Here is a 24,377-nt window from a genome sequence, read left to right on the forward strand (position 1 = left end):
TCACTCCGTGTAGTAGTTGAGGGCGGCGATGGTCAGGTCGCGGGTGGCTTCACCTTCAAGCTGGTACTTACTGCCCAGCTCGATCAGAGAACAACCTGTCCAGGTCTCACGCTTACCGCCACCGTCCTGGGCATAGATCGTCAGCTTGGCATCCATCAGAGCGCGCCATTCCGGCTCGCCGCTTTTAGGAATGACCACCGAGACTTTCAGTTCGTGCTCTTCGATACCCTTCGCCGTGCCGGTGGGACGACCTGTGCGGTTCATGGTCTTGACCACCTTGCGCCCGGTCTTGAGGCTTGGCTCGACGCTCGTCACCTCATAGTCCGTGCCGTTGATCTCCAGGACGATCTGCCCTACGTAGTTATCAGCCATCTAAAATCACCTCTTACAGGAGCAGGTCAATGCGACCGGCGAACACATGCAGGCCGTTGACTACATCGACAGGAATGGTTGCATTGAGGCGGTTTACGTCCTGCAGTGAACGCTCAACCACCAGGCCATCCGCGTTGGCGTCCACCTCTTCGACGATTTCCAACTCTTCCAGCTTCTTGAGCACGTCCAGAATCTCGCCACGAACGGCCGCAGGTGTCTTGCTGGAGAGTTTCGAGCGTGGGAAGCGCAGGCGGATGCGGTCGCGAACCGCCACTCGCACGTAATACAGGGTGCGTATGGTGGTCAGATCCAGCAGCGACACATCCGTGGCACCGGCAGCAGACTTGGTGTAGGTGGTCACTGCACGGACGATCTGTATGACATCACCGGCCGCAACCTCCAGCGGCGTGACACCATTGGCCAGGGCCGTTTCCTGCTCCGTGCGGCCGAGGCGCTGAGTGACCGGCGGAACCTTGATACCAGTCAATACCAGGGTATTCAGCGGCCGCGCTGGATCTTCTTCCGAGGCGATCATGGCGGCGTAAGCGGCGGCGACCTGGCGCGCAGTCGATGCAGTTCCCGGCAGGACTGCCAAGCTGATTGCACCGGAGTTCAGCGACGTGGCCAACGTGGTCGCGGCCGACAAGGTGCTGGTCAGCGCCGCCACACCGATGATGCCCTGTTGCTCCATCGAACTGGTGTAGGTCTGGATGTGCGTGCGCAATGCAGTGAGTGCGATCTGGCTAAACCAAGCAGGCACCAGAATGGTGAAACCACCCATGGCGGTGGAGTCCAAAGCAGCCTTAATGTCGGGTTCTGTTTCGCCTGTAACCACCACGCCAACGGCCGAGAGGGAGGCGTACCGATTGGCGGAGATAAATGCATCCGCCATTTCCCCGGCCACTGTGCCGCCGAACAAAGCCTTGGCCTCGGCTGCACTGTAGAACGGCGTAGGCACGTTGGCAGCAACAGTAGCATCGACGCCCAGGGGCACGATCAGGCAGACGCTCTGCTTGTTGGTGGGCAGTGTCCGTACCGCCAGGCTGGTATTGAACTCAATGTAAACGCCCGGCTTGCGAATCGACGCCGGGATGGTGTCAAAGGAAATGCTCATTCAGCGGATTCCTGTGCGAGTTGTTTGGCACTGCCGCGTGGTTTCTTCGCGGCGAGCAGTTCACCAGCCGCCAAGCGGCGTCGGTAGTAGGAGGTATCTGGCACGTCGACGGACTCGGTCTCTTCGATGTACTTGTACGGATCTTCATCCATGGGCACCCGATGACCAGGTGCGGCGATAACGTGCATTACACGTCCCTCAGTTCGATGATGTCGGTGGCCACCGGCTCGGGGTTCTCCGATGGGGTGTGATATTCCAAGCTAACTCCCAGGAAGTCAGGCAGAGCTTCTTTCGGTTTCTCCCAATCCAGTTCGATGACGAACGACTGCCCCAGGACTGAGAGGTGGTCGCTGGCCAACTTGCCGTTGACCAGGTTGGAAAGCTCTGTCGGACGGATAGCCGCACGATTTACCCAGGGCTGCCAGTCGACCAGTTGGTGCATGCAGGCTTCCCACAGCGCGTATGTGCCAATGTCAGTGGGCGTTGTTCCGCGACGAGTTTCCTTTTCACCACGCGGATGACGCGCAGCAATGACCAGGCGAAACGTGATCGGCAAGGTGTAACGGGTGCTGCTTTTCCTGGTGAACGTAACCTTTGGCACCATCAGCAAGATCGCAGGACAACGTTTGAGCAGACCCGACAACAGGTCAGGGTCGCCAAGCTCACCGCCATAGCTGGCGACTGTCAGGCGCGGGAGCTTCACACTCAACTCCTTGAGCCGCGCCTCGATCAAGTCCTCCAGCTCGCCCAGCATTACAAGTTCCTCAAGGTGGTACGGCTCATAAGCCGAGGCTGGTGGCTGATCTGAAGACCAGACTGCCCACCATCCGAGGCGCCACGCTCCTTGTCTTCCTTGGCCAAGGTTTCCAGTCGCTTGATTACATCCTTGTAAAGCACCCGCACAGTCGACTCTTCCTTTCCGGCATCGTCGTACAGGTGGTAGCGGGCGATCTCGGCCAGGTCATCCGTGACCCATGCGGGAGCATCCTCGCCAGCCGCACGGAACCGTAGGTAAAACGAAACTTCGCTACGCGACCGAGTGACCGCGTCAGCGATCCTGGCCAACGCCATGACGGCGATAGCCACTTCTTCCGCAGGCCAGTCATCCAAAGGCTTGCCAGCGGCTGCGGCTACCAGCAGCTCGGGCTCAATGACTCGGTCGGTATCTGCTACTGCAACCTCGGTGATATCACGGGGGCCAAAGCGGACCAGGAGCTGACTGGCCGATGGCAGCGAGAGGTTCATTTATCCGCTGCCTTTTTCGGCTTTGCTGGTACCTTCGTCGCCTTTACTTTGGCCGCCTCCCGCAGTACATCCTCCGCAATCGCTTCATCCCAAAGCGTTTCGGTTTCTGCGTTCAGCTTGGCCGCTTCCCGTTGTTCTTCCTCCAGAAGCGCGGCGCTCCAAAGTACTTCAAGGTCTGGCTCGGACTTGCCTCCGCCTGCCGAAACAACGCCACCTACCGGCGACAAATCAGGCTCAAGGCTGGCTCCGTCCAGGAGTTTTGGCCCAACGTTACCCACTGCCGCAGGGTCTGCCTGACCCACGCTCGACAAGGCACCTTTACCGGAGATGGGCGCTTCCGGCAGCGCGGAGGACGACGTGAATGCATTGTGCTGCTCCAGTCCCAGGCCAAAGTCTCGCTCTTCGACGGCGAGAAACAATTGAGGCTCTTTACTCAGTTCCTCCCATTGCTCATCCGTGAAGTCATCCCGGAACCACGCAGTCGGCTGGTCGGAGTGAGCAACGCCGCAGCGACGGAAGCCGTTACGCTTGGCTGTAATAACGATGACAGTCGTCATGACACCCCCTTACGCTTCGCCAGTCGAGCCGAAGGCCAGTTGCCAGAAGCCATAACCACCGGCCGCCCGTGCTTCTGCCCCGAACTTGAATTTCTTGCGACTGAAAACGTCTTCAGCTTCGGGATCGGTCTGCTGGACGAAGACTGGAGCCTTGCGCTCCTGGTAGATGAAGGGGCGTACGGGCTTGCTTGTGTCCAGGAGGAACCAGGCCGTATCGGAGGTGATACGAGTCGAGACGACCAACTCGGCAGTACCCTTGTAGAGGTTGACCTTGCCGTCTTCCAGGCGATCACTGGTCAACAAGGCGCGGGCGGTGTCTTCCAAACCTGGGCCGACCAGGAGGATTGTTGGGCGCACATCCAGAGGACGGCCATCATCGTCCTTGAACTTGCCCATGGCGGTGCGTGCTGCGCCATAGCTGCCCTTGGCTGCCGCCTGAGTCGTAATGGAAAGCGCCGCCGTGCCTTTGTTGCTGACGCTACCAGTGCCGACGACGTGGTCGGTGTCGAAGAAGTACTGGCCGTCGTAGCACAGGTTGCCAAAACCGCCGTTCACCAACTCGAATACGATTTCATCCGGCAACTGCTTTGCTGAGAAGCCTGCCATTTGCGCCTGGGGCGCATAAATGCCCAACTGATCGTCTTCGATATGGTTGCGGTCAACTTCGACAGTCGCTTCAAAATCTTCGTTTTCTACGGTGTAGCTGAACGCCTTGAGGCTCTTAACGTGCTTTTCGCCAACCCAACGGCGCATTTTTGGAAACGCCGACAGCCACGCATACATGTTGGCGCCAGTGGTGCTTGGCACCTTCATGGCGATCTTTTCCCAGGCGCTGGGTGCGGTCGCAAAGGCGTTGTTGAAAAGGGTTTTCAGGGCAACAAATGCTGCCTGGATCGAGGACTTGTTAACTAACATGCGCAATGCGCTCCTATATATAGAGGGAGTTACTCAACCCACACGCCGTTGGTATCAATACCGACGATGCGTCCAGCAGTGGATCGGGTGCCGCCTGCATCAGCAGCCGCTACGGTTTCGTCATCGACGATGTAAGCGGGCTTGAACAGGTACGCCTGGGTGATGGTGCCGTCATTGGTCCAGAGGAATGCCTTGCCATGGCGGATCTCGACCTGAGCAGCACCAGCTGCGCCGCCACGGTTGTCGACTGACTCTTCGGCACGGCCGAGGTAGGACAGGCCCAGGGCGGTTGAACCAGGTGCAGCAAAACCAGTGGCGTTAGCGACTACCAGAGAGCCCGCGAAGATGCGGACGTTGGCGGCAACGGGAACCACCAGAACCTCGGTGGCCTTCATGGGCGTATTGCGATCTTGAGTCAGCGGCACGGGTTAAACCTCGCTTTGCTTGGTTTTGGCAAACTCGACCGGGTCAACCCCAAACTGCACGCACATGGCTTGCTCTTCGGAGTTGAGGGCGGTTGAAGTGTCTTTGTGTTTGCGGTCGCCCAAGCCGGTTGGGTTCGCAACGATGGGCGCGGCATCGACAAAAGCCTTGAAGCGCGTGAGACCGGCTTCGTCCTGGCACATGGCACGGTGGTAATCCACGGTCGCCGGGGTGATCTTCCCGGCCTGGGTGGCCTGAGTGATGACCGCATCCACAGCCTTGGTGTGTTCTGCCGTTTTAAGAGCGGTGAGGGCTTGCTCCGAATTCAACGCACGGGATTCCATCGCGTTGTAGTCGGCGCGAGGCACGAACCGCTCCAGGTTGCCCGACTCGGTATTGAGTGCCTGGTTAGTGGCGTTGAGTTTGGTGGTGGTGGCGGCAAAGACCTGCTCTGCGGTCGCCGTTTCAGGCAAACCGAGCAGCTTTAAAAGCTCTGGTGAGGGTTTCACAGGGACGTTCTCCATTTGCTCTTGGTTGAGTGCTGTCATTACAAGATTGGGGATGTTGGTAAGGGCTGCGCTGACCATGCGCACGATGCGTTTGGATCCATCGTCGTAATCAAAAACGGGGGAAAGGAAGCGGTACTCTTTGCTTTCAACCTGGAGTTCGCCGCGTGGCGTCCAGTCGACCTGACCCCACAACGCGCCGTCGCGGATTTCCAACTGTTTAATCCAGGCACCTGCGGGAGCTTCTTCACCGTGAGGGGCGCGGCGCTGGGTGGCATGCTCCCAGTCGATAGGCAAATCGATTGCCCGGCTGGAGAAGTTGGTCTGTACAAACTGATGGGCCGCATCGTCGAACAGCCAGGAGCGGCCGTCACGGCCGACCACATTGGGACCGGCGGGAATGAGTTCTACCCACTCGGGGGCCTTCCCTTCGGAAAGCTCGACAGAGCTGTAGATTTCAGAGTTAACGGCGAGTTGAGTTTTCATGCCGCCAGTGTGGATAGACTGGCGGATGAGTGAGTATCAGCGGGGTTTAAGGTTTTAGAATTCGTCGACTATCGGAATGATGGGAAAGACTTTTTTGAGTTGACCTTCTAATTCCTGGGAGAACTCTTCGACAAGCCTTGCCAGTCGACGCACATCGCCAATGGTAATCAAAACGGGATAACCGTCTTTGTCGCGTCCGCCACGATGGACAATATCGTGGCGTATGATTATTTCCGGAATGAATTTTTCGATCTCTGGGAAATTGATACCCAAGGTCATTTCTAGTAGAGGCTTTACTTTATCTAAGCGATGCCAGATGAATGTCTGAAGGTAGTCAGCTACTTTTCTCTCCAGGTCGTCCATAACGGTAAAAACGTCGGAAAGCTGGAATTTTTGTCCTGTAAAATCCTTATTGCTTTTTACGAATGACCGTAAGACCTTTTTATCCCGAGTGACCCAATAGGAAGTGGTATCCCAGAGATACGCCTCCAAAGCTGTTATTGCGGCACTATGTAATAAATGAGTGACGAAGCTTGGAAGAATCGACTGAGCTTCTATTGTTTCCTCGATCTGTTCAAGCCGTTCGTTGAGCATCCTCAAAGGATCTTCTCGTTCCTCAGGGCGTAACGAATATAAATCTTCGTAATTCCAACCCTCGTCTTCGGGATAAATTGGCGCCCACTCATCGCCACCTTCAGCTCCATGCAATTCTGCGATGAGTTCTTCCATAACCTCAAACTCCACCGTCTTATCGAAGCGCTCCTGGATCACATCGTTAGGATCATAAGGGCCCCCGTGTACAAACAGGTATCCCCCCTCTCTCCCGTCGTAAGGGGTGTCGTGAGCTGGGTCTTGGTAGCGCGCGTAAAACCAGCACCGCATTGCTTCGATTTGCAATTCTCTAGGTGCGGTCTCTAGCCAAGTATTGTCCGGATCAAATTGCTGAGCGGATAGGTCGCCCGATTCAGGAGGAAGCTCTGGCCGATCATCATAGTCCCACTCACTCATCGCTATTTCCCTACGGCGGCTTTGATTGTGTCTGACCATATGTGTTTCGTCTGGCACATTTCAAGCTCCGTCTTAGCCAGTCCACCCACCTATTACCAGACCTGTACGTTCTGTAAGCCCACAGAGCTAATCTAACGCACGTCTAACGGTGCTAACGCCATGCAGTGGCGATATGCGTACCGAGAGCATCGATACGCACCGCTGACGTGATTCTACGCAATCAGCCAGCGACCGGCTCCGAAAGATAGTCTTGGATGATTGCCAGCACCTCGATATCGTCCTCTGATGACATGCCCAGGTAGGGCCTTGCCTCGATCTCGGCGCCGTGCGCGCCACGAGTCACCCATTGGGCAAAGTTGGATTTGCTCTTCTTCACAAAACGATTCCCCACCGATCCATCTTTACCTTGCCGGAAGTAGACCTGCTGTGATCTGGCTGCATGCTGGACCTTTCCGCCGAACTGGTGGATGGCGCCGTACACGCGGTCTGTACCGAACGACAGTTCATTGCTGCTGACGGTGTGGCGCATGGTGTCTTGGAGCGTGCCCTTTTCGCGCAGGATGCGGCCACCTTTTTTACGGGCCAGGGTTGACGGTGCGAGTGGGGCCCAGGGAGAGCCGTCCGGGGCGACCTGTTGCCGAAAGCGGTTATCCGTGGCCTGGTGAAGATACTCCGCAATGTCATTCAGCGGCGTTGTGAGGTCACCCAGCCGCTCGGTCAGATCATCCAGGGCTTTGCCTACTGGACTTGTATCAATGGAGACCTCAAGCATTGAACCTGCCATGTGATGCTCCTTATTCCGTGCGCCGGTAAAGCAGTACGCCCAAGCGCAATGCCTCTAGGTACTGCTCACTGTCATCCACGAAGCCGGTGACGCCGGTCCAGCCGTCAGCGCCCTGGTCGAATACAGCAACGGCTGGCTCGGACTGACCCTTTACCTGGACGTGTGCCAAGTAGCGACGGCGCAGCACCGCCTTGCCCTGATCTTGCTGCCACTCCAGGCGTGCCCAAATTTCATCGGGCGCCTTAATAGCTTCAGCCAACAGCGGAAGTTCGCGTGCGTTGACCTGCTGCGCCAATGTTATTGCGCCGGTTTTGGCATCGCTGAACATCTCCCGCCCGATGACCAGGGCATCACCGGTCACATCACGGAACAGTGCCGGAGCTGCATCCGTGGCACCGAACTCGCCCAGGAACTGAGTCACAGCTTGAGAGGCAGGCACTTTGGCCGGGAGCAAACGCTTTGCTGGGATTTGTCGAGGTTGCGGCAAGGGACCGGTCGGCTGACGGTTGGGCAAACCCAATGCAGGTGTCGGAGCTGCTGATGGTGCAGGTATCAGATCGTGGGTGCGCATCTGGGGCACGGAGTTCGTCAGGCGTGATTGACCAGGTGCATATTCAAAGCCTGGATCAATGCCCTTGGGCACTCGCACTGTACGTGGTCCTTCAGGACTGTTCTTGCCGATGATCCGATCTTCCCACTCAATGGCGGGTGCCGAGCCAATCGTCAGGCCCTGGCGCTCTACGTCCCTTGCCGAAAGCATGAATTTCTTACACTTGCAGCCCCAACCATTTTGCGGGGTATGGGTCGCCCACCATGGGTCATCGAGCGGCAAGGTGATGCCGTTCCACGATAAGTGCATAGGCCGAGGGTGGGCGCTGTCGCCATGGCGATAGATTGCATAGGGTCTGCGTTTGCGCAGCTCTGGGTCTGCCATCTGCGCTTCGCGCCCGGAGTTATAGGACTGCCGTAGGTTTGTTTCCCAAATGACATTGGTACGCCATCCGCGCTCGCCCTGGTACTGCCAGCCATGTTTGCCGACGACCTGGTCAAAGTCTTTGCGGAACTGTTCCAGAGTGGTGCCGCTGGCGATGGACTTTTCTACGGCGCTCCGTAAGTCGACCAGTAGATCCCGCTTTACGGCGCCAGCTACAACAAACGCGTAGTCGTGTTCGGCCGTGTAAACATCCGTCCAGGAGCGAGTCGGCACATCAACTTTGCCACGGAAATAGTCGATCTGCTCTTTGAAAGGGAGTGATCCATGAGAGACAGCCATTTCTAGTCCTTGTATCGTATGGTGAGGTTAAGAAAACCAATGCTGTTCAATCAATGGAGCTGAAAAATGAACCAACAAGATGCAGCAAACGTCATTGAGGTTGTAAAAGAGCCAATAGCCGACATCACTATGGCTATAGTGCTTTTAATCCAAACACTCAAGCAGCAACCAAACTTCGATGTGTCATTGTTCAACTCACAACTGGAAAAGATTCTTACCGTTATCGGTGATCGGCCAATATGTGCAGAGCTGCTTAGGCAGTGCATCGACATTGAGGAAGCTTAAAGTCCCCGCAAAATATCGTCGCGGCCGGCCAGACTTGCAGCCGTCAGGCCGTCGGCGATAGCGTCTGCCAACTGGCTGGTGGTCATGGCTGGATAGGTCTCAATGAGGCGATCACGAAATTCTTCCAGGCTACTGACTGAGTCGAGCAGTTCCTTGATCTGCTCGACCATGTCATCTATATGGCCACCCGCTGTCCGCTCCAGAGTGCGCACCTGGTTATCGACGATGTCAGGCATCATCACCGGCTTGACTTGCTTTTGCTCGTTGTTGGTAGCCTGGGCTAACACTGGCGTGGCAACCGGTGGCGGGACACCCAGCAGCTCGGCGCCTTGTGCAGGAGCCGGGATATTGAGCTTGTCACGAATAACCGACTGCTCCACTTTCAACCCCAACGGAACCAGCTTTTCGAGTGCCTCGATCAGAAGCTTGGTGTTCTCAGGCTCTGGTACATCGATGATCAGTCGTGGATATGGACGACCTGGTGCAAAGTTTAAATCGCACCAGGGGCGCACAAAGTATCGGTTGAGGGTGTTGGACTCAGCCTTGGCGTCGGCTTGCAGTAGATCCAGGCGAACCTCATTGTGGATCGTTGCCTGGGCTTGGCTGGAGCCATCGTCAGTGGACATGGTTTGGCCGACCACGGCTTTGCTGACTTGCTTGTCCCACCATTCGGCCAGGCCTTTAAAGAAGTCACCAGCACCGGTGACGTTCGCTGCCTGAGTGAAGTCGATGCGCATGCTGTCCGGAATCACCGCTGCCGCGTCGCTGCCCAAGTTGGCCACCGCCGACATCAGCGTGGCGATATCGTCCTTGCTGGCACCAGGTCCATAGCGGCCCACGCGCATGGGCATACCGAAGATATCAGCGAAGCCCATCCAGTCTTTCCAGGTCCAGGCCTTACACATATAGCCAACGGCTGCCAGACGCGCCAAACCGCCCCGGATCGGCAGACCCGAACGGATGCGCGGCAGGTGGACGATAAACTTGTACGGCGCCAATGCGATGCCATTGAGCATGTCGGCTTCATCCAGCAGTCGTAGCTCCCGCCCGGTCTCGCGGTCAAACTGGAAAAACCGCTGATCCCGTGGCTCAAACCGGTCCGGGCTCCAGGTCTTGCCGCTACGGTCCCACATGATTTCAGAGACGGCGTAGCCCTTGCCCATGGCGTCGGTCAGGTCGGCTTGCAGTTCGCCGAACTCGGGGGAGTCCACAATCTCCTTGAGTTGGTCCGCTCGACGAACGTCCTCGGCGTCGTCGCTCGCAGCTTCGACACGGATGGCCAGGCCTGATATCGCGAGCTTACGAGTGCCTAACACCGAGGCGTAATGCAGATCCCGCTCTTCCATTTCCTCGGCAAGGGTCAGGTAATCGTGGGCGTTCCCTTCGGCGGCCCCCTGCAAGATGGCGGCAAGCCGACCAGGTGTCAGGCCGCTGGCCACCGACTGGTGCCAAACCTGGCGTATGCCGGTGGTACGCGCTGCGGCCAGCTCTTCCGTGAGCTTGTCGTACTGGATCGGGCGACCGTACTGGTCGACGATTTTGGATTCAGCCATTACCAAATGCCTTTTTTGGAGCGCCAACCGGCGCCGATCTGGATCTCGCGGTCATGCTGAGATGCGGGTTGGACACGGTGATATTCGATAATCTCGACTTCCTGACGGGACGCATAGTCGGCCAAAACGGCGGCAATACCGGCGTCGCCGTGGCGCTTGGGGCCGGCTTTTTCGCCTTTCTCGTTGGTGCGTTTCTCCGGGATGCGGGCCACACCCTTGACCATCCGAAAGGCACGCACGTCGCTGACCACGTCTTTGTCGGCCGGGATGTCGTAGAAGGTGTCATCTTCCAGGGCGGCCTTGAACGGTGGCATGTTGTCGCGATACCAGCCCTCGGTGAGCATCACACGCTCGATGCGGTTGAAGCCGAACTCGACGGCAGTGTCTTCCGACAGTTGCGAGCCGTTGCCCCTGGCGTCGTCGGCGCCTTTGAGGAAATTGGGTAAGCGACGGATGATGTAAAACTTAATCTGGAGTTGTTGCTTGAACGGGACGTTACGCAGCTCGACCACAAAGGGCGTGCGTTTGCGCAGATTCTGCTCTTTGAGCAATGGCCAGAAGACCGAGAGGTCGCCGGAGCGCCCGAAGTCCATGCCATAGAAGCTCTGAACGTCCAGGGGAATGGCCGAAAGCAGAGGGAGCAAATGCTCTTCGCACCACTCCAGGGACTCGGCCAGGCGCAAGTGTTCGGCGATGGTTTCGTAACCCTGCGGGTATGCCAGGCGCAGTACCGGCACGTCACGATTACTGCGCTGCTCAACCAGGGCCATGCTGAGGAAGGCACCGCCACCCTGGGATGGCACGCAGTCTAATTCTTCGTCGGCTGCATCGCCGTAGAAGCCGTATACGTCATTCACCCAGGCGATTTGATCCTCAAGCCTGTACTCAATGCCTTTACGCAGGCAGACACGCTTGTACAGACCATCAGCAACGGCTTCACCGAACGTGCAGCGGAACACTTCACCATTGCGCTTGCCTGCCCGGATTTCGTTGACCAGGTCGTTGAAGGGGTTCTCCGTACCGTCGTGGGTGCTGATCACATGGACTTCACCGCCCCAGATCAACAGAGCCATGGCAGCTTTCAGCAGCTCGGCCAAGTCCGCATGGAACGCGGCTTCGTCGATCACGACAACGCCCTGACGGCCGCGCAGGTTGGACGGGCGACTGGTCAGCGCAACTATGCGGTGGCCGCTGGGAAACGCGATGGTGTAGGTCTTGATGTGTTTGTCGGGGTCGCTGTCGGGCCAGATGCCTTCTTCTATTTGCTCGGCCGCGTAGTTATAGGCCCGCGCCCACATGGCGCATGCCTGGATGTACTCCACGGTCATGTCCTGGTTGTAGCCGAGGTAATAGACAGTTTGACCGCCCGCCGATTTTTCGGACGCGGCTACTAGGACGTTGTCTGCCGCCTCAGCCCATGTGAGACCGATACGCCGGGATTTCTCGCCAACCTTGAGTGGGGCGCGTATACCGATCCACTCTTTCTGATAGTCGAGTAAGACCGCTGGGGCAAGCAAAGTGGCGGTGCTGTCTAGGACAAGGGGCAGACTCACGATGCCATCCCCAGGATCTCGCGCCGGATTTCGTCCGCTGTTGTCTGACTCATGCCGCCTTTTTTGGCGATCTTGTCGACGCGAGCAGCGGCCGCTTCGACCTTTTCCTTCCACTCGGCCTGCCATTTTTTCTGCACAACTGAGGCCTTGCCAAGCTCGGCCACGGCTTTGGCCATCTTGTAGGGGTCGAACTTGCCCTCATCAGCCAGCAGCATCTTGAACAAGTGCTCTTGAACAAAGCGCATCAATGCTTCGTTGACTGAACCTTCCTCATCAGGCGCCGCCTCCACTACAGCACGGGCCTGCTCGCTGGCCATCCTCAAGGCGGAGAGCTTGGACTCAAAGTCCTGGCCATAGCGATGTAGCGCCGACTTGCTGATCGAAAAACCCTGGCTCGACAGTTCATTGGCCAGGGCTTCGTAATCGCTGAAGTTGTTTTCGGCCAGGGCCTTGTCGAGCCAGGTCTTGACCGACTTGGGCAGGCTGGCCACCTTGCTGCGCGGGGGCATAGGGTCACCAGTACTTTTCTGGACGGGCAACACCTGGATTGCAGGCGATGGTGTATTCCGCAATATCGACCCCGTAGTGGGTCAGGCCGCAGATCCACACACCGTTGGGCTTTTTGTCCAGCGTCACCAGGCTACGGTCGGCCAAATAGTCAAGTTCGCGGCGCAGCTCCATGGTGGTGGCGTCGGGATAGATGCCTTGGATAGTGGACAACACCACAGCCTCATGAGGATCTACGGGGCGCGAGGTGTCCAGGGTCTTGATGATGTACCAGCGCAGGGATTCCCGGCGCGTTTTGGCGGCGTCGATGTTCATTACTTCAGTCCTTTTAATTGAACGGTTTCTAGCTTGAGGGCCAACGCATCAAGCTTGGCCTCGATCACGGTTTGGCCGCGCACGTAGTCTTCCCGGCGCACGTAGTGCACGGGCATGTCACCCCGCAGCCGTTCAAAGGATATTTCCAGTGTGCGCAGGCGTTCGCTGTCCTTGTCCGTTATCGCAAAGCGCTGGTCCAGGCGGCGCTCCATTTGCATGACCATAACCTTCACCAGTCCGGCGAAAGCGCCGAGGATGGTTACGGCGATACTCACTAGTTGCCACGCCGGCATTTCAATCGTCGTCATCGACGCCCCCTCTTTTCGCGATGCGTTTGGCACTGCGCGCAAAGCTGCACACCTGGTATGGCCACACGGCGTTGTTCCGGGATTGGCATATCGCAATCCTCTCCTGTGCAGAACTCGGCCGAAGGGCCGGTCAATACTTCACGTTGTGCCAAATGTGCCGCCAAAGAGGATTCGTTGTGGATCGCCTCCAGGTGACTGGCAAAGTCAGTTACTTCCATTGAGTGTCCAATCGATCAGGCGGTTGAGCTGAGCCCGGCAGGAACTGTGCAGCTCCCCGTTGCGAATCTGGTTTGTGAGGACAAGCGGCTGGGTGACGCCCGAGTCGAGGCTGTCAGTGGCTCCGGCTCCATCGGGCGACGTAGCAATTCCGCTGGCGGCTTGTCGGGCTTGCTGGGCAGGCACTGCGGTGCCGATTCCGTTGGCTTTGTTCCACACGCGGACAAAGCCAACAGTGAACACGCCAACAGGCAAAGGCTCAGGCGCCGATTCGAGGGTGCGGCGATACAGGGTCGTGACACGGGCAATCTCTCCCTTGAGTTGGTCGGTATTCTTGCGCAACGAATCCTTAGCGTCGGCGAGCTGGGTGGCGAGCAGATCGCCCCGATCCCGCTGAGCGCGCAGATCCTCAACCGCCTGTTTGGCGGCTTTAGCTGTTGCATCGGCGATACGTTGCTGTTCCTGGGAATGTTCTAGGCGCAGCTTGGCGATAGCTGTTTCCCCTTCGCCCAAGGCCTTGGCGTAACCCTGGTCATAGCCGTCCTGCCAGTTGAGATGCAGGCCGAACACCACGGCCGCGATGATGCCCACGTACCAGGTGGCGGGCTTGAGTAGATCGAGCAAGCCATTCATTGGCACACCCCTTGGCCCCAGCCGGCCGTGACGTACAGGGCTTCCCAGCGCAACAGGATCAGACGCGGGTATTGACGATTTTCCTTGAACGCAGCAGCCGAGCGGCCGTTATTGAACCGCTCGACGGAGTTGAACCAGGTCAGCGGATCGGCACCCTTAGCCGATGCCAACTTGCGGTCTTTGATCACCCAGCCCAAACCGCCGTTGTAGGCGGAAAGGATCAGCGCCCCTTGTTCGCAGGGGCCACGCGCCTTGATGCGGTTCGCTAGCCAGCGGTCATAGCTGACAAGTGCCTGCATGGACCAAACCGGGTTATACGGCTCGACCTTGCCGAGAGCCTTGGGAAACAACTCGGCAAGCCAGGTGGCGGTCGAGGGCATCACCTGGCCCAAGCCTTGCGCACCGACGGGCGACTTCGCGTCGAACTTCCAGCGGCTTTCCTGGTGGATCTGAGCGGCGAAGGTGGATACCGGTGCATCCAGGCCCCATTCCGACTGGGCGATGCGGGTCAGGTCGCGGCGGTAGCGTTCTGCCTGGTCCGGGATTTCGGCCTTGGCCGGTGGGCTGGCGGCCAGGCAGACGAGCAAGCCCACGCAGCCAGCAGCTATATATAGAAGAGAACGAGAGCGGCGCATGTCAGAGCCCCAGCGTCAGGCCGAGGACGCAACCCAGCACCACCAGGGCGCGGCGGATACCGGCCATGGATTGGTCGCAACTCGGAACCATGTCCGGTCGGGCGTATGGGAACAACGCTCGATCCAGCCAGTAACCGAGCACGCAGCCCAGCGTAACCAGGCCACATTTGTAGAGGACGACGGGCAGCTTGGTCGGGGCAACGATGGCCAGGCAGAACAACAAAGCGATGGTGATCAGTGCCCAGAAGGTCATGCGAGGCGTACGGGGACGCCGCTTAGGTGCGGTGGTGGTCATTGGGATACTCGCGGTGAGTGGATGGCGGCGCGCAATGCGGCCAGGTGTTGAGCGGCGACCACGGCTTTGCCGGGTACATGGACGGGTGCCCGGTACTCGGCGAGGGTCGGCGTGATGGTTCTTACAGCGGGGCGTAATTTCTCTTGTTGGCGCACATGCTGCTCGATGCGACCGTTAGCCTGTGCAATATGCTGTTGCACCAACTCCCGCCAGTCGGCCGGGACCTTGGCCCACAACACCGCACGCGCAGCATCATCACCAGCGGCGAGGATGAGCTGGGCGAACTGGCGCGGCCATTTGGGCCGGGAGACTTTGGGCGATGTAGGTGCGGAATGCATAGTGCGAACCTGCCGTTGGGGGAACGGTGCCAGCTTCGCGTATGGGGAGGATTGGTTGAGTATCAGCGGGGTTTAAGAAAAAGCCCCGCTCGATGGCGGGGCTTGAAGTTACATACTGATAAATTGGGGCAGGATAAAAAGTGAAGCCTTACAAACTATCCAAACAATCATCGGAATATAGTTTGCTTTTAAGCGACTAGATCTTATGTAGAGATATACAGGTGGAATAAAGCACCACCAAATACTCGGGGGCTGGTGCCCTGCTAGGTGAAGCTTTCGAGAGTCAGCGCCGCACAGAGCAATAACGATCACGATACCGATGAAGATACCGACACTTTGATCGATGCCGAGATCAACAAACCCAAGAAGCGGTGAAAATGCGAGAGACCAAGCCCAAACGTTTGGCACAGAATTTTTGCTCAAAGGAGGCGGAACTACCGTCAGTTCAGCTTTGAGTTCTGTCGTTTCGATTGGAACCCAAGACTCCATCCCTGTTTTCCAAACGAGGGTGCCATGCCCGATTTTTTTCACAGTTAAGAGTTTTCTGATGTCACTTTCGGTGATTGGTCCTACGCGAGAACCGCCATCGTCATAAAACCATTGCACCTGTGTCATCAGTGGATACTCCTTCCTTGATCTTCGTTGTAGCCAAATAAGTCGGGCTCATTCTTGCGATGTAGTGCCCGTTGTCGGCGAATGATGTCATAAATTGTTTGGTTGGCAAGGTCGTACTTGCTGACCAAGTCAGGGATCGGTGTGTTGTTTTCTCTCCAATCCCGGTAGATTTTGGCATCTCGCAAGGCCCGCTTGAGTGCATCACCCCGTGGTAAGTAAACCACCCGACCGCCCATCACCGAACAAATCGCAAAGACAACATGCCGGGCTAGTTCAGCGGCTTCTACTCCCGGCTTAATTTCCACCAGGAGCTTGGCCTCGGCGATTTCTACCATCTCCCGCAATGAACCTTCCCACCGGGATATAACCGTAGGGTCTTGCATATTCGCCAATACCTTCTTGGCGTCAAGTTGATCGATGTCATCCGGGAACAGTTCTTCGTTCATCGCTCAGGTCTCCCATGTCGGCGGGCATCGTAGGTCAGTGCCGCAACCATTTTCTGAAGCTGCCCAGGGTCTAGCCATTCGACGCGTTCGACCTTGAACATGCGCAGGGCCATACCGTCGGCATAGGCCCAGGAACGCTTTGCCTCGGAGAGAAAGGCCTCTATTTTCCCCACCAGTTTTACACGGTCTGGAGCCGCCACTGGTGCTTTGCGCCCTTGCTTTTTAGCCTTTGTAGGCTCCCAGCCCAGGCGAGCGAACTCGGCCAGTACCGCGCCGATCTGGCGTGGCGTCAGATCTTTGGCCGAACGCACATCTGCCACGCGGCCCAACAAGGCGCGGTAGGTTTCATCATCCAGCCCAAGGTCCTTCTTGGCGATGTGGATCTTGCTCAATTGCAGGTTACGTGTAGTCACTGTCTTCCTCCTTTGATCAGTACCTGGAACGCTGCCGGGTCGGTTCGGGACAATGCGGCGACACCATGAATGGCCATCGTGAGCGCATGCTCTGTTTCGTCGAATCTACCGGCAGTGCGGATCTGTTCCAGCTCGTTTTGGGTGCCGCTGTAGATTTCCATCTTGAGCTTGCTGGCCCCCATAGCCAGGCGCTTTTCACTGTCGCGCTTACGCTGGGCACGTTTACGTTCGCGTGCCAGGCGGGTTTGGCGCTGTTTGGGTGTTTCGTCTGTCATGGGTGGCTGCTCATCAGTACCGGACAACCACGTCCGGCAGACCGTCCCAGCACGCCGGGGCGGTTTCGCTTAGTGCAGGGCAAGTTGTTCCTGGCCGCTGACGCCGTGGTTCAGACGGACATCGCCCGCCGCGAGAACGCCGTGCATAGCGTCAGTCATGGCACGTACACCGTTGCCCTTGCTGGCGTTGCGGTCGCGGCAATCAAGCTTTTCCGTCTCGGAATGGTGCTTGAGCATGTACGCCGCTGTTGCCGGTGATGGTTCATCGTTGCCAGCAAACGCCATGACTTGCTGGCGCACCGCCGACACCCAAGCACCACAGAACACGTCAGCGCGCTTGGTCTTGGTCGCAGGCTTGCAGCGTTTCAACTGAGTGCTGATGAAGTCACGGCGGGACTGGCGGACCTGGCGCAGTAACAAGGCCATGGTGTAGCTGGCCAGCTCGGCCAGTTCGCCGATAAAGCGCCATTCGCCGATGCCCGCCATGAACAGCACTTTGCAGGCGTAGGCCTGTGTAACTGCGCCCACCAGGTTGGCTTCCCATTGCGGCGGGGTCATCTTCGAACCACTACGGGCGGCACACTCGTACACCTCAGAGAGCTGAATGTCCGACTCTTCCAATCGGTACTTTTCCATCAAGGCGCGGGCCTGGCGCATTGCAGTGGCAGCTTCGTGGGGGTTGTCACTGGCTGCCAGGCGCAGCAGTTTTTTGATTTTGTCCAGGGCTTTGGTGTGGTCCATATCGTCAGTTCTCAAGGATTCGGGTGATGTTGGTATTGTTGGCCAGCAGGTGTTTTTTCAGGGAGTTGAAGCTTTTCCAGCACCAGTCGTAGGTGTAAAACTTGGTTGCCTCCATCTCGGTGGTTTTGCGCTTACCGTAGATTTTTCGATAGTTCTCGATATCCCTTTTGGTATGAAGAGCCCGAGTGACCTTGCGGTAAAAACGGCGAGTTTCTTCGTGCTTCGGTGCGCCGGTTTTGTGGTCACAATCCAACCAGACGCCCTTCAAATAGCCATCCACGTAGACCACCGTGGACCAGCTCTTTTTAGTGCGGTCAGTCTCCTGCGATAGGCTGATCTCAAACCCATCACATTTGAGCTTCATGTGGCCCCACGGGCTTTCCATCTGCTCCTTCAATGCATCCCAATCGGCTTGTTCCATCGTTTCCTCGGCTGCTCATCAGTACCAGGCAACCACGCCTGGCAGACCATCCCGGATAACCGGGACGGTTTCGCTTATTGAAGGGTCGTGGTGGTTGGTTGCCAGCGGCAGGCTGGAATGGCGCCCAACATCTTTTCGCTGGCGACCAGGTCGAACAGCTTGTTGAAAATGCGTACGGCTTCCGTCGGGCGGGGTGTGCCCAATGAGGTAGTCGGTACGCCTGTCATATCGACGGCGACGGAAGGCATGCCGCTGTCTTCACGGCAGTCTTCCAGGGTGATGATTATCTTGGCCATGCGGGCTCCTAGCGTTGCTTGTGAAAGGTGATGTGATAGTCGCGTGCGACCTGGCGGACGTGCTTTTCACTCATATGGTGTTTACGGGCGATCCACTTGGGCGAGTTGCCCATGGCCGCATCGGCCATGATCAATGCCGCGTCCCTGTCGGTGCCGGGGGGAGAACCTTCAGCGTCGGCAGGCGCTACGGCCTCTGGTACTGCCACAGGGGCCGAAGATGCAAACAGATGGGCATAAACCGGCGACCGCTCCGGGTTAATGGTGAACGTCGCCGGGGCGCTGCTCATCTGGTGACCGACTTTCTGGACCTTCCCGCCGCGCATCAGGAACTCCGCAGTCAAGCGTTCGAGGTTGGCGAGCTCGATGTCGTGTTGCGGCGAGTGGATCGGCAGCGGATCGCTGTGTGTGTCGTGATAGCGCTGCATGTCAGGCCCCCAACGCTCGGAAGCCAGCCTGGTTGCTCAAGGCAAGACGCTGGATGAAGTGCGCCACAGCGGTGATGCCTTCGCGCTGGCTCGCTGCCTCGGGCACACCAGGAACAAACAGCGTTTCGTTGTCAGCGCGGGACAGGCGAGCGTTCACGCAGACAACGTCGCGAACTGTTTTTTCTTCGCCGACAGCAAGCGCAATGGCGCCCTCGGGAAGGGCCACACCGAAGTCGATATGGCCGGAAGAGAAGCAATACGCAGTGATGGTTTTTTTCATTTCACACACCTGCAATGTCGAGGCTGATGGGTTCGTATTGGTCGGTATCACCAACCCGCTGATACACGCGGATGTAGGACTTGGAGCCGATCACCTGGCAGGCGTCGCCAATGGCCTGCATGGCGCGCTGCCAGCGTTCATCGGTGATTTCCATACGGCGCAACGCCAGGACGCGGGCTGTGCGGATGTCGCCCTTTTGGTCAGTCCGAAAGGCATCATTTACCAGCGTGACCACTTCGGGACGTGCCCCGGCGGTCCAGTCGCGCAGGCACTCATCAATCAATGCACGCGCAGCCTGGAGGCGTTCGTCGAAAGCGATGCTTTCCTGGACTGCGCGCATGATCTTGAAACGCCCATCGAAGCTGATCAGGCTGACATTTCCCTTCTTGCCACCGATCTGGGCGCCGTACTGCTCAGCACTGAGTTCGACAAAGGCTTCGATATCACCGAAGGCCGAGGCCTTGAACTTCGCCAGCACATCGCTGGCAGCGCGGGCTTTTTCAACCAGGCCAAGTACCAGGGCGTCCCGCTCCAGGTCTATAGGTTTGATCAGACTTTCCGGGATCAGCCGCTTTTGCGCGTCGACGCGGTAGCCTTCGGGAATGGTTTGTTGTTGTGTCATTGCAAGGTTCCTCAGTGGAGAGTCAGTCGCGACCAGTCAGCAGGACGGGAAGCGCTAATGGGTTCGCGCCATTCCAGGGTCACGCCCTGGAACTGCACGTTGAAACGGGTGCTACCGGCCGTGCCGTGGCGTTGATAGCCCTCGGTGTGGCCAAGGTTGATCAGCCGCTGACCGGCTTCCGGCGTGATCACCAATCGGTTATCAGCCGGATGAAAGCCCTGCACGCGAATCCCGTGGGCCTGCAAGTTGCGGGCGGCGGCGTTGAAAATGCGCAGACGGTCGGCCAGCGACGGAGTCAGGACTTTCAACGGATTACGGCTAGTGGAGGCGAGCATGAGCGTTCTCCTGGTTGCAGCAGTCGGGGTTGATTGGGCAGTGTTGGCAGGCGCGCCAGTGCTGCATCGCCTGCGGGTTGTGGGTCGGTGCGGGTTTTTCGCGGTAGCTTTGGCACTGGTCGGTGGTGATGGTCTCGTCCAGTGCGATGCATTCAATTCGCCCCAGGGTTTCCATTACCCGACGCTCGACGCCAGAGGTGCTGGGCGAGCTGTAGCGGTTGGCCAGGATCAAGCTGACGGCTGTGCGGCTCATGCCGATGCGCTGACTGGCCTTGGTTTTATTGCTGGCGGCAACTTCGGCGGCAAGCAAGCGCACGAACAGCGGTATGTCTTGGCCCCAGGCAGCAAGGTTGACCTGGTTCATTGGGTCACCTGCTGATCAGCCTTACGCCAAACCACCTGGTCCAGGTTTGGGTCATATACCTGGTCGAAGTCGCGCTGGTAGATGGGGTGCTTGGGGCCGGTGTAGCGCGACGAGACCAGGCGGAAGCGGGTTTTAAAACCTGCCGTACCGCCTCTGCGGGTCACGTAGCCAGCCTTCGCCAGGCCCGACAAGTACACGTGGGCGCCAAACTCGCTGATAGATACGCCGTTGATACTGGCTGCGACGGCGGCCTCTGCGGCGGTGAATTCACCGAGAATGCGCAAGGCGCGCCAGACGTTTTCAGCCCCATCCCCAAGCTTGATAACTTTACCGCCACGGGTCACACGGGGGGCTTCAATACCCTGGTCTTTCAGGAGGGTCCACTCGGCATCTAGACGGGGAAGGCTTCGTACTTTGCTGACAATCCCAGCCTTCGCCATATCCCGGAAATAGGCGCGTACAGATTGATCGTCTTGCTTGGACTTGCGCGCAACAGCGTAAGTCGTCAGCTCGTTGGGGCTGGCGTTTATGGCGCGAATGGCTTCCCACATGTGCTGCCGTGGGGACTTGCCGCCCACCATCACCAGATCGGCTCTGACTCTTGGCATCCTCAAGCCCTCCGGGACGGCGCTTCGCCGGTAAACCAGCTATCTGAGCCCCAACCAGCAAGGTCGATACTGTCAATGCAGCGAGCCTGGGTTTCGGTGTAGACCTTGTAGAGGTTGACCGCGACGCGGCGCAGGCAGCCATTCACCTTCTTGCGTAGGTCATCCAACAGGTCATCGGCGAAGTGCAGTTGTGGGTAACTGGCCTCGGCCAAAGCGCGCAGGTCGTCGAGGGTTGCGCGTTGCGCAGGCACCCACTCCAGCACCCGGTTATGCAGACGTTCCAACTTGGCCAGGCTACCGGGCACACGTTCTTCGCCGATCAGGACGATGGTGCCTTCGCTGGCGTTGTAGATGTCGGTCAGGACGTTGGCCACCGCCTTTTCGAGCAGGTATTGCACGTCGTCGATTAGCAGCGGGCGGCCACTTTTTGATAGTTGTTCGGCGATCTGGTCAACCATCACGGACATGGTTGGTGCGGGTTGGATGCTCATTTCCCGAAGGATGGCGTGCAGAAAAGCCTTTTTGCTCCAGGTGTCCCGGCACTCTACGTAATAGGCCCGGTGCTGGTTGGCGGCGAACGCAGCGCCCACGCTTTTACCCAGTCCGCTTGCACCGTACATAACGACCAAGCCAGGCAAGCCCGCTGGGCGGTTGTGGGTACGGGCGATAGCGGCGGACAAGAGGCCGACGTTGGTCAGGGGAACAATCTTGGTAACACTCATAATTCGACTCCTAAAGGTCTTGGTTTAAGCGCGTGCTTGCTCGGCGAACGCGAACATTTGCTGTATCGAGGTAAAGTCAGGGTGCTGCGGATAACGGGAGTGCCACTGCGTTTCCTCGGGGGTAAGCGTTTCGCCGCTGGTGAGGCGGGCGTCGAGCTGGTTCCAAAGGCGGTAGCGGGCGGTTGGGTCGGTCGGTAGGTCGAAAGCTTTGGGCTGCGGGGCTGACAGCTCGGCGAAACGGCGGGCTTCGGCCATTTGTTCAAGGCTGAGCTGGGCCGACGGCGCCGTGGTAGGGGCGATCATTTCCACGCGCTTGCCGGTCAAGGTTTCGATCTTGTCCACGGCGCGTTTCATCTGGCCGATTTCACGCTTCTCGTAGGCCTTCTCAATCATGGCTTTCGGCATGTAGTCGCTCGCATTGCCGTCTACCAGGGCCTCACCGATCAGGTCGCCACCCAGAGTGCGGACCCAAACACGTGAGGCATCTCGCACGTCGTAGGCCAGCCGGATTTCTTCGCCGTGAAAGCTGCGCAATGCGTCTAGGAAGTACGTTTCACCTGCCCAGGTAACTTCCCCGCGACGTGTCGGGCGGACGACTTGCGGGCGTGACAGGTCGTTGAGCAGCTCGGCCGGAGCAATAATTGGCTCCCAGCCTTCGGCGCGTGCGGCTTCCCAGGCTTCGTTCGGGCTCATGTGCCGCAGCTTGCCGGTCAGCGGGTCGCGGAATTTGGCAAGCCCCCGGTGTGGGCTGTTGTTGTACGTTTCAATCTCGTATTCAACACCGGCCATAAACTCGGCAAAGGTCGGAATCAAGCGGGTACGGCCGGTTTCGCGCAGCTCTTTGCGGCCAATCCGATGCACTTTGGTGCCTGCATGTTTGTCCATGTCGGCGCCGATGTAGCTGGTCAGCTTCTTGGCTGCATTGACCCAAATCGTTTGGTGGGAACGCTCAATGAGGCCGCGGGCCTGGCTGTTGTAGGGCAAGGCATGGGTCATAGTGCCGCCGAGACGGTCGACTACTTCACGTACGGTGTCGTTGGCAAAGCCGGAACCGTTGTCAACGTAGAACACCGCAAACATGCCGTGCTGCATGGCGTCACGCAGGGCGTCCATAACGCCGATGGTGGACTCGGCCTCACCAATGGAAATACCCACGGCCTTGCGAGTAGCGACATCGAGGACGGTGGTTGCTTCCGGGCGGTAAGGCTTGCCGGTGCGTGGGTTCAATACCTCTGCATCAAACTTGTGGCCGTCGGCGGTGAATACGTCGCACGGGTACATGCTCTTGGTGGAGCGGCGCTTGAATGGTTGCAGGGCTTTGAGTTCCTGCGGCGTACGGCGGCCGCGCTCGCGTGCCTCTGCGCTTAGCTTATTAAGGAAGCGACGCACCACATGGATGCTCGGACGCTCGGCCGGGTTCTTCATGGCGAACTCGGCATAGGCTGATTCGACGCTGGGCTTGGTCGGGCGCTGGTAGCACGCCAGGAAAGCCGCCGCCCATGTAGGGAGGCTCATGTCTTTTTGGCGGCGGGCAGGCGCCAGGCCGGTTTCACCTTCTTTGCGGAAATCGGCCAACCAACGCTTAAGCGTGCGCTCGCTCAAAGAGCGGTCGCCGGTCTTGCGGTCGTTGGCGCGCTGCACCAAGCCATTTAAATATGGTGTGAGCTGTTCAGCCTTTGCCAGGGAAACTAGGGTATCTATGGCGCGTTGCTGGCTTATAGCCTGGCTCATACGTTCGATTTCACGTACGAACGCCAGGCGAGCCGTCATCACAGAGCGTTGATCTTCGCTCAAGCGTGACGCCGAAATAGTGTCACGCTGGGTGCTTTCTGGTTTTGATGCGACCACCGTTTGCGATTCGGCTTCGGCGACCGATGCGGCAATCAGTGCGGCCTGGGTGACCTTCGGGAGAATTGCGAATGCATATTCAACAGCCTTGCTTCCTAGGCGTGCTTGGCCTTCCCAGTGTTCACGTGCAGCCAATGCTTTTACATTGCGTGCCGTCCCCGGAAGCCCTGGCAAGCCCGCAAGTTCCTGGGCTGAATACCAACTACGCATTGTCGTCACCCAACATCTTTTTCAGGTCCCGAACTTTGCGCGTTGCATCATGCGCCACCCGTGATAGGCGACCTATTTCCGCGTCCAGAGCCTCGCGCCCATAAGCGACCCGGCCACCGCGCAGGTGTACTTGCCAATTCGTCAGGACATGGCTTGCACAGACTTCCTCCAGCAAAGCAGCTCGATACAGAGGTAGGTTGTGATCTGCACGGGCAGGACTTGACCAGGCGTCTAACATGTTCTTGCTAACGTCGTCGCCCGAAAGGCGTGACATGCGAGCCGCAATCTCATAGCGGTCCAAGTCGGACTCTTTGAGGACTTCGCTGACCAGCTCGCTGACCTGGGCGGCATAGTTGCCGTGACCGGGTATAGAAAGCACCGGCTGCGGAACAGAGAAGATGTCTAATGTTCTGTCATCTTTTTGGTTACGCATGT

The 24,377-nt window shown here is 58.1% G+C and carries 38 protein-coding genes and 2 other RNA genes; 1 reads left to right on the forward strand and 39 read right to left on the reverse strand.

Features of this window, described 5'->3' with window-relative positions; translation table 11 throughout:
* From V6607_RS25725 to V6607_RS25780, 12 genes are all read right to left on the reverse strand, one after another.
* A complete protein-coding gene (locus V6607_RS25725; protein WP_338741516.1) occupies positions 1 to 372 on the reverse strand; it encodes a phage tail protein in 372 nt (123 codons plus the stop codon).
* Positions 373 to 385: 13 nt separating this feature from the next.
* Positions 386 to 1,486 carry a phage tail sheath C-terminal domain-containing protein gene (locus tag V6607_RS25730; protein WP_338741519.1) on the reverse strand — a complete coding sequence of 367 codons (1,101 nt, stop codon included), beginning with the start codon at positions 1,484 to 1,486 and terminating at the stop codon, positions 386 to 388.
* The gene (locus V6607_RS25735; RefSeq protein ID WP_138739425.1) at positions 1,483 to 1,674 is read right to left on the reverse strand and encodes a DUF2635 domain-containing protein; all 192 of its coding nucleotides are present in this window, start codon (positions 1,672 to 1,674) and stop codon (positions 1,483 to 1,485) included. The genes V6607_RS25730 and V6607_RS25735 overlap by 4 nt, the downstream gene beginning before the upstream one ends.
* Positions 1,674 to 2,240 carry a phage protein Gp37 gene (locus V6607_RS25740; RefSeq protein ID WP_338741528.1) on the reverse strand — a complete coding sequence of 189 codons (567 nt, stop codon included), beginning with the start codon at positions 2,238 to 2,240 and terminating at the stop codon, positions 1,674 to 1,676. The genes V6607_RS25735 and V6607_RS25740 overlap by 1 nt, the downstream gene beginning before the upstream one ends.
* Positions 2,240 to 2,731 (reverse strand): phage protein Gp36 family protein, encoded by a 492-nt coding sequence (locus V6607_RS25745; protein WP_338741531.1) that lies wholly within the window; start codon positions 2,729 to 2,731, stop codon positions 2,240 to 2,242. Before V6607_RS25745 ends, V6607_RS25740 begins: the two co-directional genes overlap by 1 nt.
* Complete coding sequence (locus V6607_RS25750; protein WP_338741533.1) at positions 2,728 to 3,288, reverse strand: HI1506-related protein; 561 nt, start codon at positions 3,286 to 3,288, stop codon at positions 2,728 to 2,730. The genes V6607_RS25745 and V6607_RS25750 overlap by 4 nt, the downstream gene beginning before the upstream one ends.
* 9 nt (positions 3,289 to 3,297) lie before the next feature.
* Positions 3,298 to 4,203 (reverse strand): Mu-like prophage major head subunit gpT family protein, encoded by a 906-nt coding sequence (locus tag V6607_RS25755; RefSeq protein WP_338741536.1) that lies wholly within the window; start codon positions 4,201 to 4,203, stop codon positions 3,298 to 3,300.
* 29 nt (positions 4,204 to 4,232) lie between these two features.
* Positions 4,233 to 4,628, reverse strand: coding sequence for a hypothetical protein (locus tag V6607_RS25760; RefSeq protein ID WP_338741538.1), 396 nt, complete (start codon positions 4,626 to 4,628; stop codon positions 4,233 to 4,235).
* Between the two features lie 3 nt (positions 4,629 to 4,631).
* The gene (locus V6607_RS25765; protein WP_338741541.1) at positions 4,632 to 5,618 is read right to left on the reverse strand and encodes a phage protease; all 987 of its coding nucleotides are present in this window, start codon (positions 5,616 to 5,618) and stop codon (positions 4,632 to 4,634) included.
* Positions 5,619 to 5,672: 54 nt separating this feature from the next.
* The gene (locus V6607_RS25770; RefSeq protein ID WP_338741544.1) at positions 5,673 to 6,626 is read right to left on the reverse strand and encodes a hypothetical protein; all 954 of its coding nucleotides are present in this window, start codon (positions 6,624 to 6,626) and stop codon (positions 5,673 to 5,675) included.
* 220 nt (positions 6,627 to 6,846) lie between these two features.
* Positions 6,847 to 7,410 (reverse strand): phage virion morphogenesis protein, encoded by a 564-nt coding sequence (locus tag V6607_RS25775; RefSeq protein WP_338741549.1) that lies wholly within the window; start codon positions 7,408 to 7,410, stop codon positions 6,847 to 6,849.
* 10 nt (positions 7,411 to 7,420) lie between these two features.
* Positions 7,421 to 8,683 carry a PBECR2 nuclease fold domain-containing protein gene (locus tag V6607_RS25780; RefSeq protein WP_338741552.1) on the reverse strand — a complete coding sequence of 421 codons (1,263 nt, stop codon included), beginning with the start codon at positions 8,681 to 8,683 and terminating at the stop codon, positions 7,421 to 7,423.
* 66 nt (positions 8,684 to 8,749) lie between these two features.
* On the opposite strand from V6607_RS25780, the gene V6607_RS25785 reads away from it, so the two are divergent.
* On the forward strand, positions 8,750 to 8,968 hold the full coding sequence (locus tag V6607_RS25785; protein ID WP_338741555.1) for a hypothetical protein: 219 nt from the start codon (positions 8,750 to 8,752) through the stop codon (positions 8,966 to 8,968).
* On the opposite strand, the gene V6607_RS25790 is transcribed toward V6607_RS25785, so the two are convergent.
* The 27 genes from V6607_RS25790 to V6607_RS25920 all read right to left on the reverse strand — a co-directional run bounded on the left by V6607_RS25790 (position 8,965) and on the right by V6607_RS25920 (position 24,375).
* Complete coding sequence (locus tag V6607_RS25790; RefSeq protein WP_338741558.1) at positions 8,965 to 10,521, reverse strand: DUF935 domain-containing protein; 1,557 nt, start codon at positions 10,519 to 10,521, stop codon at positions 8,965 to 8,967. The genes V6607_RS25785 and V6607_RS25790 overlap by 4 nt on opposite strands.
* Positions 10,521 to 12,074 (reverse strand): hypothetical protein, encoded by a 1,554-nt coding sequence (locus tag V6607_RS25795; protein ID WP_338741560.1) that lies wholly within the window; start codon positions 12,072 to 12,074, stop codon positions 10,521 to 10,523. Before V6607_RS25795 ends, V6607_RS25790 begins: the two co-directional genes overlap by 1 nt.
* Positions 12,071 to 12,565, reverse strand: coding sequence for a DUF3486 family protein (locus V6607_RS25800; protein ID WP_338741562.1), 495 nt, complete (start codon positions 12,563 to 12,565; stop codon positions 12,071 to 12,073). Before V6607_RS25800 ends, V6607_RS25795 begins: the two co-directional genes overlap by 4 nt.
* A 22-nt stretch (positions 12,566 to 12,587) precedes the next feature.
* Positions 12,588 to 12,896: a hypothetical protein gene (locus V6607_RS25805; RefSeq protein WP_301050493.1), complete on the reverse strand. Its 309-nt coding sequence runs from the start codon at positions 12,894 to 12,896 to the stop codon at positions 12,588 to 12,590.
* Positions 12,896 to 13,204 carry a hypothetical protein gene (locus V6607_RS25810; RefSeq protein ID WP_010564659.1) on the reverse strand — a complete coding sequence of 103 codons (309 nt, stop codon included), beginning with the start codon at positions 13,202 to 13,204 and terminating at the stop codon, positions 12,896 to 12,898. The genes V6607_RS25805 and V6607_RS25810 overlap by 1 nt, the downstream gene beginning before the upstream one ends.
* A gap of 204 nt (positions 13,205 to 13,408) precedes the next feature.
* Positions 13,409 to 14,053 carry a DNA-packaging protein gene (locus tag V6607_RS25815; RefSeq protein ID WP_338741572.1) on the reverse strand — a complete coding sequence of 215 codons (645 nt, stop codon included), beginning with the start codon at positions 14,051 to 14,053 and terminating at the stop codon, positions 13,409 to 13,411.
* Positions 14,050 to 14,688 (reverse strand): transglycosylase SLT domain-containing protein, encoded by a 639-nt coding sequence (locus V6607_RS25820; RefSeq protein ID WP_338741574.1) that lies wholly within the window; start codon positions 14,686 to 14,688, stop codon positions 14,050 to 14,052. The genes V6607_RS25815 and V6607_RS25820 overlap by 4 nt, the downstream gene beginning before the upstream one ends.
* 1 nt (position 14,689) lies before the next feature.
* Positions 14,690 to 14,941 (reverse strand): putative holin, encoded by a 252-nt coding sequence (locus V6607_RS25825; RefSeq protein ID WP_046068456.1) that lies wholly within the window; start codon positions 14,939 to 14,941, stop codon positions 14,690 to 14,692.
* Positions 14,942 to 14,979: 38 nt separating this feature from the next.
* Complete coding sequence (locus V6607_RS25830) at positions 14,980 to 15,321, reverse strand: hypothetical protein (RefSeq protein WP_338741581.1); 342 nt, start codon at positions 15,319 to 15,321, stop codon at positions 14,980 to 14,982.
* 108 nt (positions 15,322 to 15,429) lie between these two features.
* Positions 15,430 to 15,936, reverse strand: coding sequence for a DUF4339 domain-containing protein (locus tag V6607_RS25835; protein WP_338741583.1), 507 nt, complete (start codon positions 15,934 to 15,936; stop codon positions 15,430 to 15,432).
* Positions 15,936 to 16,382 carry a Mor transcription activator family protein gene (locus V6607_RS25840; protein WP_338741585.1) on the reverse strand — a complete coding sequence of 149 codons (447 nt, stop codon included), beginning with the start codon at positions 16,380 to 16,382 and terminating at the stop codon, positions 15,936 to 15,938. Before V6607_RS25840 ends, V6607_RS25835 begins: the two co-directional genes overlap by 1 nt.
* Positions 16,379 to 16,795 (reverse strand): regulatory protein GemA, encoded by a 417-nt coding sequence (locus tag V6607_RS25845; RefSeq protein WP_338741587.1) that lies wholly within the window; start codon positions 16,793 to 16,795, stop codon positions 16,379 to 16,381. The genes V6607_RS25840 and V6607_RS25845 overlap by 4 nt, the downstream gene beginning before the upstream one ends.
* Complete coding sequence (locus V6607_RS25850) at positions 16,792 to 17,070, reverse strand: hypothetical protein (RefSeq protein ID WP_338741590.1); 279 nt, start codon at positions 17,068 to 17,070, stop codon at positions 16,792 to 16,794. The genes V6607_RS25845 and V6607_RS25850 overlap by 4 nt, the downstream gene beginning before the upstream one ends.
* Positions 17,071 to 17,141, reverse strand: an RNA gene (locus tag V6607_RS25855) — hammerhead ribozyme type II.
* Positions 17,140 to 17,811: a DUF2786 domain-containing protein gene (locus V6607_RS25860; RefSeq protein ID WP_338741592.1), complete on the reverse strand. Its 672-nt coding sequence runs from the start codon at positions 17,809 to 17,811 to the stop codon at positions 17,140 to 17,142. Before V6607_RS25860 ends, V6607_RS25855 begins: the two co-directional genes overlap by 2 nt.
* A 4-nt stretch (positions 17,812 to 17,815) precedes the next feature.
* Positions 17,816 to 18,232, reverse strand: a complete 417-nt coding sequence (locus V6607_RS25865) for a hypothetical protein (protein ID WP_338741594.1) — start codon at positions 18,230 to 18,232, stop codon at positions 17,816 to 17,818.
* 5 nt (positions 18,233 to 18,237) lie between these two features.
* Positions 18,238 to 18,308, reverse strand: an RNA gene (locus tag V6607_RS25870) — hammerhead ribozyme type II.
* Positions 18,307 to 18,528, reverse strand: a complete 222-nt coding sequence (locus tag V6607_RS25875; RefSeq protein ID WP_338741595.1) for a hypothetical protein — start codon at positions 18,526 to 18,528, stop codon at positions 18,307 to 18,309. Before V6607_RS25875 ends, V6607_RS25870 begins: the two co-directional genes overlap by 2 nt.
* An 8-nt stretch (positions 18,529 to 18,536) precedes the next feature.
* On the reverse strand, positions 18,537 to 18,953 hold the full coding sequence (locus tag V6607_RS25880) for a hypothetical protein (RefSeq protein WP_338741597.1): 417 nt from the start codon (positions 18,951 to 18,953) through the stop codon (positions 18,537 to 18,539).
* A gap of 1 nt (position 18,954) precedes the next feature.
* Positions 18,955 to 19,233: a host nuclease inhibitor protein gene (locus V6607_RS25885; protein ID WP_338741599.1), complete on the reverse strand. Its 279-nt coding sequence runs from the start codon at positions 19,231 to 19,233 to the stop codon at positions 18,955 to 18,957.
* 1 nt (position 19,234) lies between these two features.
* Positions 19,235 to 19,855, reverse strand: a complete 621-nt coding sequence (locus V6607_RS25890) for a DUF3164 family protein (protein ID WP_338741602.1) — start codon at positions 19,853 to 19,855, stop codon at positions 19,235 to 19,237.
* 11 nt (positions 19,856 to 19,866) lie between these two features.
* Positions 19,867 to 20,190, reverse strand: coding sequence for a hypothetical protein (locus tag V6607_RS25895; RefSeq protein WP_338741605.1), 324 nt, complete (start codon positions 20,188 to 20,190; stop codon positions 19,867 to 19,869).
* Positions 20,174 to 20,554 (reverse strand): hypothetical protein, encoded by a 381-nt coding sequence (locus tag V6607_RS25900; RefSeq protein WP_338741607.1) that lies wholly within the window; start codon positions 20,552 to 20,554, stop codon positions 20,174 to 20,176. Before V6607_RS25900 ends, V6607_RS25895 begins: the two co-directional genes overlap by 17 nt.
* The gene (locus tag V6607_RS25905) at positions 20,551 to 21,162 is read right to left on the reverse strand and encodes a hypothetical protein (RefSeq protein WP_338741611.1); all 612 of its coding nucleotides are present in this window, start codon (positions 21,160 to 21,162) and stop codon (positions 20,551 to 20,553) included. The genes V6607_RS25900 and V6607_RS25905 overlap by 4 nt, the downstream gene beginning before the upstream one ends.
* A gap of 2 nt (positions 21,163 to 21,164) precedes the next feature.
* Positions 21,165 to 21,884, reverse strand: coding sequence for an ATP-binding protein (locus tag V6607_RS25910; protein WP_338741613.1), 720 nt, complete (start codon positions 21,882 to 21,884; stop codon positions 21,165 to 21,167).
* Between the two features lie 24 nt (positions 21,885 to 21,908).
* Positions 21,909 to 23,942 carry a DNA-binding protein gene (locus V6607_RS25915; RefSeq protein WP_338741615.1) on the reverse strand — a complete coding sequence of 678 codons (2,034 nt, stop codon included), beginning with the start codon at positions 23,940 to 23,942 and terminating at the stop codon, positions 21,909 to 21,911.
* On the reverse strand, positions 23,935 to 24,375 hold the full coding sequence (locus V6607_RS25920) for a hypothetical protein (RefSeq protein ID WP_200600792.1): 441 nt from the start codon (positions 24,373 to 24,375) through the stop codon (positions 23,935 to 23,937). Before V6607_RS25920 ends, V6607_RS25915 begins: the two co-directional genes overlap by 8 nt.
* Positions 24,376 to 24,377: the final 2 nt, after the last annotated feature.

This window comes from Pseudomonas sp. KK18 (assembly GCF_037094675.1).
GTDB lineage: Bacteria > Pseudomonadota > Gammaproteobacteria > Pseudomonadales > Pseudomonadaceae > Aquipseudomonas.

Bases quoted from the DNA above. Each gene is read 5' to 3' on its own strand.
- V6607_RS25725 (WP_338741516.1), bottom strand. From the start codon at position 372: ATGGCTGATAACTACGTAGGGCAGATCGTCCTGGAGATCAACGGCACG.
- V6607_RS25730 (WP_338741519.1), bottom strand. From the start codon at position 1,486: ATGAGCATTTCCTTTGACACCATCCCGGCGTCGATTCGCAAGCCGGGC.
- V6607_RS25735 (WP_138739425.1), bottom strand. From the start codon at position 1,674: ATGCACGTTATCGCCGCACCTGGTCATCGGGTGCCCATGGATGAAGAT.
- V6607_RS25740 (WP_338741528.1), bottom strand. From the start codon at position 2,240: ATGCTGGGCGAGCTGGAGGACTTGATCGAGGCGCGGCTCAAGGAGTTG.
- V6607_RS25745 (WP_338741531.1), bottom strand. From the start codon at position 2,731: ATGAACCTCTCGCTGCCATCGGCCAGTCAGCTCCTGGTCCGCTTTGGC.
- V6607_RS25750 (WP_338741533.1), bottom strand. From the start codon at position 3,288: ATGACGACTGTCATCGTTATTACAGCCAAGCGTAACGGCTTCCGTCGC.
- V6607_RS25755 (WP_338741536.1), bottom strand. From the start codon at position 4,203: ATGTTAGTTAACAAGTCCTCGATCCAGGCAGCATTTGTTGCCCTGAAA.
- V6607_RS25765 (WP_338741541.1), bottom strand. From the start codon at position 5,618: ATGAAAACTCAACTCGCCGTTAACTCTGAAATCTACAGCTCTGTCGAG.
- V6607_RS25770 (WP_338741544.1), bottom strand. From the start codon at position 6,626: ATGAGTGAGTGGGACTATGATGATCGGCCAGAGCTTCCTCCTGAATCG.
- V6607_RS25775 (WP_338741549.1), bottom strand. From the start codon at position 7,410: ATGGCAGGTTCAATGCTTGAGGTCTCCATTGATACAAGTCCAGTAGGC.
- V6607_RS25780 (WP_338741552.1), bottom strand. From the start codon at position 8,683: ATGGCTGTCTCTCATGGATCACTCCCTTTCAAAGAGCAGATCGACTAT.
- V6607_RS25785 (WP_338741555.1), top strand. From the start codon at position 8,750: ATGAACCAACAAGATGCAGCAAACGTCATTGAGGTTGTAAAAGAGCCA.
- V6607_RS25790 (WP_338741558.1), bottom strand. From the start codon at position 10,521: ATGGCTGAATCCAAAATCGTCGACCAGTACGGTCGCCCGATCCAGTAC.
- V6607_RS25805 (WP_301050493.1), bottom strand. From the start codon at position 12,896: ATGAACATCGACGCCGCCAAAACGCGCCGGGAATCCCTGCGCTGGTAC.
- V6607_RS25810 (WP_010564659.1), bottom strand. From the start codon at position 13,204: ATGACGACGATTGAAATGCCGGCGTGGCAACTAGTGAGTATCGCCGTA.
- V6607_RS25815 (WP_338741572.1), bottom strand. From the start codon at position 14,053: ATGAATGGCTTGCTCGATCTACTCAAGCCCGCCACCTGGTACGTGGGC.
- V6607_RS25820 (WP_338741574.1), bottom strand. From the start codon at position 14,688: ATGCGCCGCTCTCGTTCTCTTCTATATATAGCTGCTGGCTGCGTGGGC.
- V6607_RS25825 (WP_046068456.1), bottom strand. From the start codon at position 14,941: ATGACCTTCTGGGCACTGATCACCATCGCTTTGTTGTTCTGCCTGGCC.
- V6607_RS25830 (WP_338741581.1), bottom strand. From the start codon at position 15,321: ATGCATTCCGCACCTACATCGCCCAAAGTCTCCCGGCCCAAATGGCCG.
- V6607_RS25835 (WP_338741583.1), bottom strand. From the start codon at position 15,936: ATGACACAGGTGCAATGGTTTTATGACGATGGCGGTTCTCGCGTAGGA.
- V6607_RS25840 (WP_338741585.1), bottom strand. From the start codon at position 16,382: ATGAACGAAGAACTGTTCCCGGATGACATCGATCAACTTGACGCCAAG.
- V6607_RS25850 (WP_338741590.1), bottom strand. From the start codon at position 17,070: ATGACAGACGAAACACCCAAACAGCGCCAAACCCGCCTGGCACGCGAA.
- V6607_RS25860 (WP_338741592.1), bottom strand. From the start codon at position 17,811: ATGGACCACACCAAAGCCCTGGACAAAATCAAAAAACTGCTGCGCCTG.
- V6607_RS25865 (WP_338741594.1), bottom strand. From the start codon at position 18,232: ATGGAACAAGCCGATTGGGATGCATTGAAGGAGCAGATGGAAAGCCCG.
- V6607_RS25875 (WP_338741595.1), bottom strand. From the start codon at position 18,528: ATGGCCAAGATAATCATCACCCTGGAAGACTGCCGTGAAGACAGCGGC.
- V6607_RS25880 (WP_338741597.1), bottom strand. From the start codon at position 18,953: ATGCAGCGCTATCACGACACACACAGCGATCCGCTGCCGATCCACTCG.
- V6607_RS25885 (WP_338741599.1), bottom strand. From the start codon at position 19,233: ATGAAAAAAACCATCACTGCGTATTGCTTCTCTTCCGGCCATATCGAC.
- V6607_RS25890 (WP_338741602.1), bottom strand. From the start codon at position 19,855: ATGACACAACAACAAACCATTCCCGAAGGCTACCGCGTCGACGCGCAA.
- V6607_RS25895 (WP_338741605.1), bottom strand. From the start codon at position 20,190: ATGCTCGCCTCCACTAGCCGTAATCCGTTGAAAGTCCTGACTCCGTCG.
- V6607_RS25900 (WP_338741607.1), bottom strand. From the start codon at position 20,554: ATGAACCAGGTCAACCTTGCTGCCTGGGGCCAAGACATACCGCTGTTC.
- V6607_RS25905 (WP_338741611.1), bottom strand. From the start codon at position 21,162: ATGCCAAGAGTCAGAGCCGATCTGGTGATGGTGGGCGGCAAGTCCCCA.
- V6607_RS25910 (WP_338741613.1), bottom strand. From the start codon at position 21,884: ATGAGTGTTACCAAGATTGTTCCCCTGACCAACGTCGGCCTCTTGTCC.
- V6607_RS25915 (WP_338741615.1), bottom strand. From the start codon at position 23,942: ATGCGTAGTTGGTATTCAGCCCAGGAACTTGCGGGCTTGCCAGGGCTT.
- V6607_RS25920 (WP_200600792.1), bottom strand. From the start codon at position 24,375: ATGCGTAACCAAAAAGATGACAGAACATTAGACATCTTCTCTGTTCCG.